This is a genomic window from Amycolatopsis sp. NPDC050768 (genome assembly GCF_040654155.1).
Classification (GTDB): domain Bacteria; phylum Actinomycetota; class Actinomycetes; order Mycobacteriales; family Pseudonocardiaceae; genus Amycolatopsis.
The window spans coordinates 383,483-396,382 of sequence record NZ_JBFAHL010000004.1 but is presented as its reverse complement, the minus strand read 5'-3'; the positions used below and the strand labels follow the sequence as shown (position 1 = coordinate 396,382).

General features: G+C 71.8%; 12 protein-coding genes. 7 read left to right on the top strand and 5 right to left on the bottom strand.

Annotation, left to right across the window (positions count from 1 at the left end):
* The first annotated feature begins 55 nt into the window (after window positions 1-55).
* From dapA to AB0H62_RS14970, 3 genes are all read left to right on the top strand, one after another.
* Entirely contained in the window at window positions 56-1,069 is a 1,014-nt protein-coding gene (gene dapA / locus AB0H62_RS14980; RefSeq protein ID WP_220242281.1) for a 4-hydroxy-tetrahydrodipicolinate synthase, read from the top strand.
* Window positions 1,066-2,763, top strand: coding sequence for a ribonuclease J (locus AB0H62_RS14975; RefSeq protein ID WP_220242280.1), 1,698 nt, complete (start codon window positions 1,066-1,068; stop codon window positions 2,761-2,763). The genes dapA and AB0H62_RS14975 overlap by 4 nt, the downstream gene beginning before the upstream one ends.
* A 360-nt stretch (window positions 2,764-3,123) precedes the next feature.
* Entirely contained in the window at window positions 3,124-4,692 is a 1,569-nt protein-coding gene (locus AB0H62_RS14970) for a substrate-binding domain-containing protein (RefSeq protein ID WP_360586444.1), read from the top strand.
* On the opposite strand, the gene AB0H62_RS14965 is transcribed toward AB0H62_RS14970, so the two are convergent.
* A complete protein-coding gene (locus AB0H62_RS14965; protein WP_220242278.1) occupies window positions 4,689-5,261 on the bottom strand; it encodes a TetR/AcrR family transcriptional regulator in 573 nt (190 codons plus the stop codon). The two genes, AB0H62_RS14970 and AB0H62_RS14965, sit on opposite strands and share 4 nt — an antisense overlap.
* A gap of 96 nt (window positions 5,262-5,357) precedes the next feature.
* Between AB0H62_RS14965 and AB0H62_RS14960 the strand changes: the two genes are divergently transcribed.
* The gene (locus AB0H62_RS14960; RefSeq protein ID WP_360586441.1) at window positions 5,358-6,098 is read left to right on the top strand and encodes an SDR family oxidoreductase; all 741 of its coding nucleotides are present in this window, start codon (window positions 5,358-5,360) and stop codon (window positions 6,096-6,098) included.
* Here the strand turns inward: AB0H62_RS14960 and AB0H62_RS14955 are convergent.
* From AB0H62_RS14955 to AB0H62_RS14945, 3 genes are read right to left on the bottom strand one after another with little or no spacing between them, the layout of a single operon-like run.
* Window positions 6,095-7,039, bottom strand: a complete 945-nt coding sequence (locus AB0H62_RS14955; RefSeq protein WP_220242276.1) for an EamA family transporter — start codon at window positions 7,037-7,039, stop codon at window positions 6,095-6,097. The genes AB0H62_RS14960 and AB0H62_RS14955 overlap by 4 nt on opposite strands.
* Window positions 7,040-7,081: 42 nt before the next feature.
* Entirely contained in the window at window positions 7,082-7,702 is a 621-nt protein-coding gene (gene wrbA, locus AB0H62_RS14950) for an NAD(P)H:quinone oxidoreductase (protein ID WP_220242275.1), read from the bottom strand.
* Between the two features lie 29 nt (window positions 7,703-7,731).
* The gene (locus AB0H62_RS14945) at window positions 7,732-8,571 is read right to left on the bottom strand and encodes a lysophospholipid acyltransferase family protein (RefSeq protein WP_360586439.1); all 840 of its coding nucleotides are present in this window, start codon (window positions 8,569-8,571) and stop codon (window positions 7,732-7,734) included.
* Between the two features lie 100 nt (window positions 8,572-8,671).
* Between AB0H62_RS14945 and AB0H62_RS14940 the strand changes: the two genes are divergently transcribed.
* From AB0H62_RS14940 to AB0H62_RS14930, 3 genes are all read left to right on the top strand, one after another.
* Entirely contained in the window at window positions 8,672-9,013 is a 342-nt protein-coding gene (locus AB0H62_RS14940) for a DUF732 domain-containing protein (RefSeq protein ID WP_360586437.1), read from the top strand.
* Window positions 9,014-9,114: 101 nt separating this feature from the next.
* The gene (locus AB0H62_RS14935; RefSeq protein ID WP_360586435.1) at window positions 9,115-11,649 is read left to right on the top strand and encodes a DNA translocase FtsK; all 2,535 of its coding nucleotides are present in this window, start codon (window positions 9,115-9,117) and stop codon (window positions 11,647-11,649) included.
* Between the two features lie 44 nt (window positions 11,650-11,693).
* Entirely contained in the window at window positions 11,694-12,137 is a 444-nt protein-coding gene (locus AB0H62_RS14930) for a hypothetical protein (RefSeq protein WP_220242271.1), read from the top strand.
* On the opposite strand, the gene AB0H62_RS14925 is transcribed toward AB0H62_RS14930, so the two are convergent.
* Entirely contained in the window at window positions 12,138-12,764 is a 627-nt protein-coding gene (locus AB0H62_RS14925) for a nitroreductase family protein (protein ID WP_360586432.1), read from the bottom strand.
* Between the last annotated feature and the right edge of the window lie 136 nt (window positions 12,765-12,900).

Genomic DNA, 12,900 nt, shown 5'->3' with positions numbered 1-12,900 from the left:
GATCTTCACCAGGTCGGGCCCGGGTTCACCCGTTCGACGAGGTACCGTCAACACCATGTCCACTCCACCTACCGCCGCGCCCGGACGCCCGTTCGGCCGCGTGCTCACCGCGATGGCCACGCCCTTCGACAGCGACGGCGCGCTGGACCTGAAGCGGGCCCAGGAGCTCGCCGAGCACCTCGTGGAGCTGGGCAACGACGGGCTGGTCCTGAACGGCACCACCGGCGAGAGCCCGACCACGAGCGACGAGGAGAAGACGGCGCTGATCCGCGCCGTCGTCGAGGCCGTCGGCGACCGGGCCACCGTGGTGGCGGGCGCCGGCACCAACAACACCGCGCACAGCGTCGAGCAGGCCCGTGCCGCCGCCGAGGCGGGCGCCCACGGCCTGCTCGTGGTCACGCCGTACTACTCGCGACCCAGCCAGGCCGGCCTGTTCGCGCACTTCACCACGGTCGCCGACGCCACCGACCTGCCGGTGATGCTCTACGACATCCCGCCGCGCTCGATCGTGCCCATCGAGGTCGACACGCTGCTGCGGCTGGCCGAGCACCCGCGGATCGCCGCGGTGAAGGACGCCAAGGGCGATCTCATCGCCGGCTCCGAGGTGATCGCCAATACGCACCTGGCCTACTACTCGGGCGACGACGGCCTGAACCTGCCGTGGATCGCCGTCGGCGGCGTCGGTGTGGTCAGCGTGATCGGCCACGTGGTGGCCGGGCGCATCCGCGCGATGATCGAGGCCTACGAGAGCGGCGACACCTCCACCGCGCGCACCAACCACCGCGCCATGCTGCCGGTGATGCGGGCGATGTCGCGCGTCGGCGGCGTCGCGTTCGCCAAGGCGTCGCTGCGGCTGCGCGGCTTCGACATCGGCGACCCGCGGCTGCCCGTCGTGCCCGCCACGGAGGAGCAAAGTGCCCTGATCGCGGCCGATCTCGCCCAGGGCGGCGTGCCGCTGGGCGACAGCGCGGCCCAGGACTGGCATGGTGCACGGGTGGCACAAGCGGATTCCCAGGCGGCCTACGTCGCCCCCACCTCACACACCAGCGTTGGGACCTTGCCCCGGTGAGCTCACTTCCCCCCGGACCCGGACCCACGAACCTCCCGCCCGCCCTTCCCGAAGGCGCCTTGCGCGTCGTCGCGCTGGGCGGCATCGGCGAGGTCGGACGAAACATGACCGTCTTCGAGTACGACGGCAGGTTCCTGATCGTCGACTGCGGCGTGCTCTTCCCCGAGGACGACCAGCCCGGTGTCGACTTGATCCTGCCCGACTTCCGCGCGATCGAGGAGCGGCTCGACGACATCGACGGCCTCGTGCTCACCCACGGGCACGAGGACCACATCGGCGCCGTCCCGTTCCTGCTGCGGCTGCGGCCCGACCTGCCGATCTACGGCTCGCGCTTCACCAACGCGCTGCTCGCGGCCAAGGCCAAGGAGCACCGTCAGCGGCCGAACCTCATCGAGGTGCGCGAAGGCGAGCGGCGCAAGGTCGGCGCGTTCGACCTCGAGTTCTTCGCCGTGAACCACTCGATCCCCGACGCGCTCGCGGTCGCCATCCGCACGCCCGCCGGGGTCGTGCTGCACACCGGTGACATCAAGCTCGACCAGCTGCCGCTCGACGGGCGCCTCACCGACCTCGCGGGGTTCTCTCGCCTGGGCGACGAGGGCGTGGACCTGTTCTGCGTCGACTCCACCAACGCCGAGGTGCCCGGGTTCGTCATGCCCGAACGCGACATCGGCCCGGTGCTCGACGACGTGATCCGGCGGGTCGACCAGCGCGTGATCGTCGCGTGCTTCGCGAGCCACGTGCACCGCGTGCAGCAGGTGCTGGACGCCGCGGTGCGGCACGGTCGCCGGGTCGCGTTCGTGGGCCGCTCGATGGTCCGCAACATGGGCATCGCGGCCGAGCTGAAGCTGCTCGAGGTACCGGATGGCCTGCTCGTGGACCTCGACCAGGCGAGCACGCTGCCCGAGAGCAAGGTCCTGTTCGTCTCGACCGGTTCGCAGGGCGAGCCGCTCTCGGCGCTCTCGCGCATGGCGCGTGGCGAGCACCGGCAGATCTCGATCCGCGCGGGCGACACCGTGGTGCTCGCCAGCTCGATGATCCCGGGCAACGAGACCGCCGTGTTCGGCGTGGTCAACGGCCTGACCCGGCTCGGCGCCAACGTGGTGCACCAGGGCAACGCCAAGGTCCACGTGTCCGGGCACGCGTCGGCCGGCGAGCTGCTCTACCTGTACAACGCGGTGCGCCCGAGCAACGTGATGCCGGTGCACGGCGAGTGGAAGCACCTGCGCGCCAACGGCGAGCTGGCCATCCGCACGGGTGTGTCGCCCGACAACGTGGTGATCGCCGAGGACGGCGTGGTCGTGGACCTCGTCGACGGCAAGGCTTCGCGGACTGGCCGCGTCGAGGTTGGCCACGTGTACGTGGACGGCCTTTCGGTGGGCGACGTCGGCGAGTCGACGCTGTCCGACCGGCTGGTGCTCGGCGAGGGCGGGTTCATCTCGATCAGCGTCGCCGTCGACTCCAGCACGGGCCGCGCGGTCAGCAGCCCGACGGTGTCGGGGCGCGGCTTCTCCGACGACCCGAAGGCGCTCGACGCCGTGGTGCCGCTCGTGGAAATGGAGCTGGCGCGCACGGAGGCCGAGGGCATCACCGACACCCACCGCATCGCGCAGGCGGTGCGCCGGGTCGTCGGGCGCTGGGTCGCCGACACCTACCGGCGCCGGCCGATGATCGTCCCGACAGTCATCCCGGTCTGAGTTCTCGCGTCAACGGCCGCCGCCGCTCTCCTCGTCAGGGGAGCGGCGGCGGTTGTTTTGTCAGCGCTGCCGGCCGGGTTTTTCAGCGGGTGATGGCGGCGATCAGCAGTGCGAAGGCGACGACGGCGCCCTGGCGGGCGAGTGCGTTGCGGGCCCGGCGCTGCTCGGACTTGTTCGGTGTGGTCACGGCTGCCCCCGTTTCTCGTGGTCGGTCCCATGGTCGCTCGTGCGGCGGCCCGGCACATCCCGCGTGAGGCGGGTCCTGGCTCCCCCTCAGGTACGAGTCCGGCTTTGAACCGTTCGTCCTACAGCTTCGGGCCGTGGCGGCGTTAATCTGCTTTGAGCAGGAGGGTTGCGCCGATGGGGCGTCATTCGAGCGTACGGGGACGAAGCCGGCTGCTGGTGCCGCTGGCCGTCTGCGTGCTGCTCGTGCTCGGCGGAGCGGTGTGGGTCGCGGCCGCGCTGGAGACCCGGTGCGCGCGGGGGCACGTCCTGGTGTCGGCTTCGCCCGACATCGCCCCGGTGCTTTCCCAGGTGGCGCAAGGACTTTCAGCGAGGTGCCGATCGTACGAGATCCGTCCGCGCGATGCCGCGCAGGCCGTGGCGGAGCTTTCTGCGCCCGGCGGGGAGCGGGCGCAGGTCTGGGTGCCGGACTCGACGATCGCGTTGCAGCGGGCGCGGCAGCTCGGCGCGACGGACGTGCCGGAGTCGGGACCGTCGGTCGCAAGCTCCCCGGTGGTGCTGGCCGTGGCGGAAGGCGCCGCGCGCGGCCTCGGCTGGCCGGGGCGCACGCTGACCTGGACCGACGTCGTCGGCGCGCCGGACGCCGTGCTCACCATCCCGGACCCGGCTCGCGACGCGGTGGGCACCTCGGCGCTGGTCGGGTTGCGTGCCGAGGTGGGCTCGGCACCGGACCCGGCGGGGGCCCTCGCGGCGGTGCTGCGGCGGTTCACCGTCGGCGACGGCGGGGGAGCGACGGCGTATCCGGCTTCGGAGAGTTCCGTGGTGCAGCACAACGCTGCTTCCGGGGCTTCGCCGCTGGTGGCGGTGTATTCGGCCGGTGCGCCCGCGCTGGACTACCCGTTCGCGCGGCTGACCGGCGGCGGTGGCGCGCAGAGCGCTGCCGTCGACGCGTTGCAGCAGGCGATGCTGGGCAGCGCGGCAACGGCGGCCCTCGGGCGAGCCGGCCTGCGCGTGCCCGGGCAGGCCCTGGCCGGGCACGAGGACGACCCGCACGTGCAGGCGGCCGCGCAGCGCAGCGCGCCCGTGCCGTCGGGCGCCGATCTCAAGGTGCTGCTCACCCAGTGGGCGGGCGTGAACCTCGACGCGCGCGCGGAGGTGCTGCTGGACGTCTCGGGCTCGATGGAGGCACGTGTGCGGGGCACGAACCTGAACCGGATGCAGGTGACCGTGGCCGCCGCCGAGCAGGCGCTGCACCTGTTCCGGCCCTCGACGCAGGTGCGGATCTGGGAGTTCGCCACGAGGCTCGACGGGACCAAGGACTACCGCGAGGTGCTTCCCCTCGCGCCTGTCGCGCAGCACCTCACGCCAGGTGACGTCGCGCGGCTCACCGCGGTGCGCGCCATCCCGAAAGCGGGCACCGGCCTCTACGACTCCGTGCTCGACGTCTACGCCCTCGCCCGCCGTGACTGGCAGCCCGGCGTGCTCAACGTCGTGATCGTGATGACCGACGGCCGCAACGAGGACACGTCCGGCATCACCCGCGACGCGTTCCTGGCCGGCCTCACCCGCCTCGCCGACCCGGCGCACCCGCTGCCGGTGATCGCGATCGGCATCGGCGAGGACGCCGACGGGACCGAGCTGTCCGCCATCACCGCGATCACCGGCGGCGGCGCGTACGTGACGCGCGACCCGGCGAAGATCGGCGAGGTGTTCTACGCGGCGCTGGCCCAGCTCGTGGCGCGCTAGGCCGGGTCTCTCGGCGGACGGAGACCGTCGACGATGACCGTGACGACGGTGCCGGCCCGCGGCTCCCACTCCGCCTCGGGGATCCGCGACAACGCGCCCAAGAGCAGGATGACGTCGGCGGCATCGACCCCGCCACGAACCTGACCAGCGGCTTTCCCGCGATCGAGCAGCGTGCCGAGCGCTTCGTCGAGCCGGTGGTGCTGGCCGGAGTACAGGTCGTGCCACGCCGAGGCCTCGATCGCCGCCATGACCCCGCGTTTGACGCGCGCGTACTCGACCAGCCGGTGCAGCCAGTGGGTCAGGGCCATCAGCGGCGGGTGCTCGGCCAGCAACGGCGGCACGGCCTCGACGAGCTGGGTCAGCTCGTGGCGGTACACCTCCGCCAGCAGGTGCTCGCGGGTGGGGAAGTGCCGGTAGAGCGTGCCCTGGCCCACGCCCGCGGCCTTCGCGACCCCGTGGAGCTTGAGGTCGTCGATCGCTCCGTTGGACCTGCTCAGCTCGGCCCGCGCCGCCTCGACGATGCGGTCCCGGTTGGCCACCGCGTCGGACCGCAGCTCACGGCTCGCCATCGGCGTCACCTCGCTTCCGTTCGACTAAGTGGACAAGTGTCCGGTACGGTGGGAGCCGTAAGCGGACAGTTGTCAGTTTAGGGCGGAGAGGTCGAGATGAGCACAGTGGAGGGCAAGGTCGTCGCCATCACCGGCGCGAGCAGCGGGATCGGGGAGGCGACGGCGCTGGAACTGGCGACCCGCGGTGCGGCCGTGGTGCTGGGCGCGCGGCGCACCGACCGGCTGGCGGTGCTCGTGGCGCGGATCCGGGCCACGGGCGGGCGCGCGGAGATGCTGGACGTCGACGTGACAAAGCGGGCCGATCTCGAGCGGCTGGTGGCACTGGCCGTGGACCGGTTCGGCCGGCTCGACGTGCTGGTGGCCAACGCCGGCGTCGCGCGGATCGCCCCGGTGGGCGATCTCGACGTGGACAGCTGGGACGCGATGATCGACGTCAACCTGCGCGGGGTCCTGCACGGCATCGTTGCCGCGCTGCCGGTGTTCCGCGAGCAGGGCAGCGGGCACCTCGTGACCACCGTGTCGACGTCGGGCCTCAAGATCGTGCCGGCGCAGGCCGTGTACGCGGGGACCAAGAACGCCGTGCGTACGCTGCTCGAGGCGCTGCGCCAGGAGTCCACCGACGGCGTGCTGCGGACGACCTCCATCTCGCCGGGGTACGTCCGCACGGAGCTCGTCGACTACGTCGAGGATCCCGGGCAGCGGGCGCAGGCCCAGGAAGCCATGGCGGCGCTGGGCATCGCGCCCGAGGCCGTGGCGCGGGCCATCGCGTTCGCGATCGAGCAGCCGGACGACGTCGAGATCGGCGACCTGACCATCCGGCCCGCCCGGCAGGGTTAGGTCACGCCTTTCGAAAACCGTTGCACCACATACGCTCCGCCGAGCAGGATCGCCGCGCCGAGGGCCTGGGGCCACGCCAGCGCCTCGCCGAGCAGCGCCCACGCGAAGGCCGTCGCCGTGACGGGTTCGAGGAGGCCGAGCACGCTGGCGACCGAGGCGGGCAGGTGGCGCAGCGCCGTGATGCCGAGCAGGTAGGACAGCACGGTCGAGAGCAGCACCAGCAACGTCAGCAGCAGCCAGATCGGGGGCGTCCACGGGCCGAACTCCACAGCGTGGTCCAGCAGTGACCACGGGATCGTCCACGGTGGACTGACCACGGACACGATCACGGCGCCGATGACCATGCCCCACGTCACCAAGCCGAGGGGATCGCGGTCGGCGACGGCGCGTTCGCCGATGAGGAAGTAGCCGGCGGAGCACACCGCGGCGCCCAGGCCGGCGAGGACGCCGATCGCGTCGAGGGTGAGGCCCTGCCAGACCTGGCCGACGAGCGCGAGGCCGGCGATGGCGAGCCCGATGCCCGCCCACATGGCGCGCGGCAGGTGCGTGCGGCGGACCACGCGCACCCACAGCGCGATCAGCACGGGGGAGAGGAACTCGAGCAGGATCGCGATGCCCACGGGCACGCGGTCGGCGGCGATGAAGTACGCGAGCTGCGTGCCGGCGACGCCGAGCAGCCCGTACGCGAGCAGCATCGGCCACTCGCCGCGGCGGACCTTGAGCGTGCGCGGCGCGATGGCGGCCGTGCCGGCGAGAAGAAGGAGGCCAGCGAAGCCGATGCGGAACGTCGCGACCTGCTCCGGCGTCATCCCGGCGGCCATCGCGGGCTTGCCGAGCGTGCCCGACGTGCTGAAGAACAGCGCGGCGAGCAGCACGAACGCCACCCCGCGGCCGCGGTGCGCGACGCGGGGTGGCGCGAGGACGGGCAGTTCGGTGGTCACGCTCGTCGACAGTACGACTTTCGCGTCACCACCGAAACCGTTTTAGCGGTTATCGTCCGCTTTCAGTCCGGTGGCGACGTGGGTGGTGATCGTCGCGAGGCGCTTGCCCTGCCGGGTCAGCGCGCCGAGCGCCAGGTCGTCGGGCGCAGCGGACTTGCGCGAGACGAACGAGCCACCGTAGGGGTTGCCCGACTCCTTCAGGTGCGGGTCGCCGTAGCCGAGCGGCAGGACGATGGCGCCCCAGTGGTAGAAGATGTTGTTCGTGGCCAGCACGGTCGCCTCGAGGCCGCCGTGCGCGGTCGACGCCGTGGTGAACGACGTCGCGACCTTGTCGGCCAGCTTTCCCTGTGCCCACAAGCCACCCGTGCTGTCCAAAAAGGACTTCAGCTGGGCCGCGGGACCGCCGAAGCGGGTGGGGCTGCCCACGGCGATGCCGTCGGCCCACTCGAGGTCGGCGAGGGTGGCGTACTCGTGGTGCGGACCGGAGTCCACCCACGCCTGCCAGCGCGGGTTGCTCGCGACGGCCTCGGGCGGCGCGGTCTCGCGCACGGTCCGGACCCGGACTTCGGCACCGGTCTCCCGGGCGCCCTCGGCCAGCGCGGAGGCGAGGGCGGCGGTGTTGCCGGTGGCGCTGTAGTAGACGACGAGGATGCGTGTGCTCACGCCCCGCGACTCTAGGCGAAAGCGCGGGTTCAGGACTGTGCTGTCCGAGGGGTGGGCGGTCCCGGCTTCCAGGGGCTCACGGTGTCCGTCGGCCGCGTCGGGTCGTTGAACCGCGGCCGCACGGGCTCGTCGCGGCGCAGCGGCACGAGACCGTCGGTGATCGCCTGCATGATCTTCGCGTGCGCGCGCACCCCGGCGCCCGGCCGCTCCGGCTCGACGTCCGCCAGGTCCACCGGCGCCCCGAAGTGCACCTTGAACCTGGGCCGCCGCAGGGGCGCACTCAGGCCCGAACGCGCGAGCGGCACCAGGTCGGCCGGGCCGTTCACGGTCTCGGTGCCCCAGTACACGGCCTCGTGCGCGCCCCACTGGCTGATCGGGATCACCGGGACATCCGCGGCCAGCGCCAGGCGCGCCGCCCCCGTCTTGCCGCGTTCCGGCCACAGCCCGGGGTCGTGGCTGATCCGCCCCTCCGGGTAGACGACGATCGGCTCCCGCGTGGTCTTCAGCTCCTCCACGGCCTCGGCGAACTGCCCGATGGCCGTCGCCGCGTGCTTGCGGTCCACCCGCAGATGCCCGCTCACGCGCAGCGCCGGCCCGATCACCGGCGCGTCCAGGATGCCCCCGGCCAGCATGAACCGCGGGTTGATGCCGATCCTCTTGCACGCCGCCATCAGCACGAACGCGTCGAACACGCCGATGTGGTTCGCCGCCATCAGCAACGGCCGCCCCCGCAGCTCCCGCGGCACCGCCCCCGACACCGTCAGCCGGCCCACCATGTTGACCAGCCCGCGGTCGATGTTGAGCATCGTCCGCCAGATCGCCGGGGCACGACGCGGGGCCGGGAAGTCGTCCTGTTGCAGCGCGAACATGGGCAGAGCATGTCATGAAGCCGATCTCGGCCCGGTGGGGTGGTTGACCACGTGACCTCGGCTTCGTAACGAACCAGCGTGCACCCACGCTGTAGCGGCCGTGCGCAAACTTGTCCCGATCCCCACCGCGCTGGTCCTCCTCACCGCATGTGGCGGCCCGGACCCCGCCCCGGTGCCGACGCCAAAGCCTTCGCCGCGGGCCGTCGCGATCGGACCACGCGAGCGGGCCTACCTCGCGGCCCTCGGTTCGATCGACCCGGCCCTCGTCACCAACATGGGCGCCGCGATCGTGCACGCGCACGACCTGTGCGACGACGTCGCGCAGGGCAAGGACCACGCGGCCGTGCTCGCGAGCGTGACCTGGTATTTCATCAGCGCCGATGTGTCGGTCGACCAGGCGAAGGCCGAGAAGATCCTCGCGGCGGCCGAATCGCTCTGCTGAGCGGAGATCCACCAGGTCGGCCGGGACCTTCGCGACGATTGTTTCTCCTGCGCTGAGAGTGGCGCATGTGACTATCGGTCCCGGGCCGTTACCGTGGAGGCATGTCTGGGTCGGCGACGAGGAAGCGGAGCACGGCGGGAAGCGGCGGGAAGGCACCGGCGCGTGGTTCGCGCACGCCGGCGAAGCCGCGCTCGTCCGGGGCTTCCGGGTCGCGTTCTTCAAGTTCTGGGTCACGGCCGAGGAGTGCGGCGCGCAAACCCCCGCCGCGGCGGGGAAAGGCGAAGTCCGGCGCGTTCGGGCGCGGGGTGCGCGGCACGTGGAACCTGGTGGCCAAGGGCGTCGGCTCGCTGGCCCGCACGGTCGGGCGCACGCGGGAGCTGGAGGCGGAACACCGCCGTGACGGGCTGGCGCTGGGGCTGATCGCGCTGGCGATCGTCGCGGCCGTGGGCGTGTGGTGGCGGGCCGCGGGGCCGATCGGGGCGGCCGTGGAGGTCGCAACGCGCACGGTGCTGGGCGCCGGCGCGGTGACGTTGCCGCTGGTGCTGGTGGTGGTCGCGGTCGCGTTGATGCGGTCGGAGCCGAACCCCGAGACCCGGCCGCGGATGGTGATCGGCACGGGGCTGGTCGTGCTGTCCGTGCTGGGGATGCTGCACATCTTCACGGCGCTGCCCGAAACCAACGACGGCCGCATGTACGCCGGCGGCATCATCGGGCTGTTGTCCGGCGGGCTGCTGACCAAGGGCGTCACCACGTGGGTCGCAGTGCCGTTGCTGATCCTGGCGCTGCTGTTCGGCGTACTGGTGTTCACCGGCACGCCCGTGCGCGAGATCCCGCACCGCCTTCGCACGTGGGGTCTCGACGAAGACGAGCTGGCCGACCTCGAGGGCGACAACGCGGAACCCGAGGCCGACGAGCCCATCGAGGCCGACCCGAAGGCCGTGCGGCTGCGCAAGCCGTCGCGTCGCCGCCAGAGCAGCGCCGACACCGAGGGCGAGCAGCTCGACCTCGACGCGATGCTGGCCGAGCCGCCGATGCCGGTGCGCCCGCCCAAGCCGAAGCCCGCCGAAGAGGTGCCGGAGAAGAAGCCGAAGAAGGCGCCGGAGCCGCCGCTGGCGATGACGCGGACCGTCGAGGGCGATTACCAGCTGCCGTCACCCGACCTGCTGAAGCTCGGCGACGTGCCGAAATCCCGCAGCAAGGCCAACGACGCCATGATCGAGGCGATCACCGGCGTGCTCGACCAGTTCAGCATCGACGCGCAGGTCACCGGCTTCACCCGCGGCCCCACGGTCACGCGCTACGAGGTCGAGCTCGGCCCGGGCGTGAAGGTCGAGAAGATCACGGCGCTCACGAAGAACATCGCGTACGCCGTGGCCACGGACAACGTCCGGCTGCTCGCGCCGATCCCCGGCAAGTCGGCCGTCGGCATCGAGGTGCCGAACTCCGACCGCGAGATGGTGCGCCTGGGCGACGTGCTGCGCGCGCCGTCCACGGTCAAGGACAACCACCCGATGGTGATCGGGCTCGGCAAGGACATCGAGGGCCACTTCGTCACCGCGAACCTCACGAAAATGCCCCACCTGCTAGTGGCGGGCTCGACCGGTTCCGGTAAGTCGAGCTTCGTCAACTCGATGCTGGTGTCGCTGCTCGCCCGCGCGACGCCGGACGAGTGCCGCATGATCCTCATCGACCCGAAGATGGTCGAGCTCACGCCGTACGAGGGCATCCCGCACCTGATCACGCCCATCATCACCCAGCCGAAGAAGGCCGCCGCCGCGCTGGCCTGGCTGGTGGAGGAGATGGAGCAGCGCTATCAGGACATGCAGGTCAACAAGGTCCGCCACATCGACGACTACAACCGCAAGGTCCGCTCCGGCGAGATCACGGCGCCCCCGGGCAGCGAGCGCGAGTACCGGCCGTACCCGTACATCATGGCGATCGTCGACGAGCTGGCCGACCTCATGATGACCGCGCCCCGCGACGTGGAAGACGCGATCGTGCGCATCACGCAGAAGGCGCGCGCCGCCGGCATCCACCTGGTGCTGGCCACACAGCGGCCGTCGGTCGACGTCGTCACCGGCCTGATCAAGACCAACGTGCCCTCGCGGCTGGCGTTCGCCACGTCGTCGCTCACCGACTCGCGGGTCATCCTCGACCAGCCGGGCGCCGAGAAGCTCATCGGCATGGGCGACGCGTTGTATTTGCCGATGGGCGCCGGCAAACCGGTCCGCATCCAGGGCGCGTTCGTGGGCGACGAGGAGATCGCGGCCGTCGTCTCGTTCGCCAAGGACCAGGCCCAGCCCGACTACACCGACGGCGTCACGGCTCAGAAGGCCGGCGAGAAGAAGGAGATCGACCCCGACATCGGCGACGACCTCGACGTGCTGCTCCAGGCCGCCGAGCTCATCGTCACGTCGCAGTTCGGCTCCACGTCCATGCTCCAGCGCAAGCTCCGCGTCGGCTTCGCCAAGGCCGGCCGCCTCATGGACCTGCTCGAAAGCCGCGGCGTGGTGGGCCCCTCGGAGGGCTCGAAGGCCCGCGACGTGCTCATCAAGCCGGAAGAGCTGGAGGGCGTCCTGTTCATGATCCGCGGCGGCGACGCCTCGCCGGGCGACTCGGACGACGAGGACTTCTGACGCGGTGGTGCAACCAGGACCGGTGATCCTTCCGTCCTGATCACATGGACGCGCACAAGCTCGCTCTGGCCATCGGGACCGTCGCCGTACTCGCGGTGGGCGCGGGGAGTTCGGTGGCGCTCGCGCACACGCTCGACGGTGCGGGCGGCGCGCCGCCGCCGGCCGCGGCGGTGGGGACCGTGCCGGCGGAGCCCGGCCGGGACGTGACGCTCAAGGTCGGCCAGGAGGCGCAGCTGAGCACCAAGGACCTGACCGTGCGGTACACGCGCCTGGTCGAGGACTCGCGGTGTCCGGCGAACGTCACGTGCGTGTGGGCCGGTGACGCGGTCGTGGCCGTGTCGTTGAGCCAGCCGGGGCGCGGGGAGCAGACCGCGGCGCAGCTGCACACCGGCCGGCGCGGGCCGCACGACCTGACGTACGCGGCGGCTCACGTCGAGCTCGTCGACGTGAGCCGCGCGGGCGAGCGGATCACGCTGCGGGTGAGCTGATCAGCCGAGCGTCTTTCCCCAGTGGTCGAGGTAGGCGACCTCCGACAGCGGGCGGCGCGGGGTGGGCTTGAAGTCGGTCGTGGTCGTGTAGGCCACAGGCAGCAGGCAGGCCTGCGTGTAGCCCTCGGGAATGCCCAGGATCTCGGCCGCCTCGGCCTCGGTCTGCAGGTGGTAGGTGGTGAGCGTCGAGCCGAGGCCCCGTGAGCGCAGGGCCAGCTGGAAGCTCCACACGGCGGGGAAGATGCCGCCGTAGAGCACCGCGTCGGCCACGTTCGCGCCGGTCGTGCGGCCTTCGACGCACGGCACCACGAACGCCGGGACCTGCTCGATCACGTCGATCAGGTGCCGGCCGGAGGCGACCGAGCGGGCCATGGCCGGGTCGGCGGCGGCGACGTCCGCGTACTGCTCCAGGTACGCCAGTCCGACGCGGCGGAACAGCTCGCCCAGCCGGTTCTTCACGTCCTGGTCGCGCACGACTAGCCAGCGCCACGACTGCTGGTTGCCGGGCGTGGGCGCGTGCAGGGCCAGCTCGAGGCACTCGGCGAGCACCTCGTTCTCCACCGGACGCCGCAGGTCCAGCTTGCGCCGCACCGACGGCGTGGTGGTCAGGACGTGGTCGAACTCCATCAGGGCTCCCTGTCGCGAGGCGAAGATCGTCTCGGCCGCCGCGGCGGCCGCACTCGATCTTGGCCGCGGGGAGGCCGGCGCGCGCCCGCAATCGGCCGAGCGTGAGCGAAGGGCCCGAGGTTTTCGGCTTTCCGGA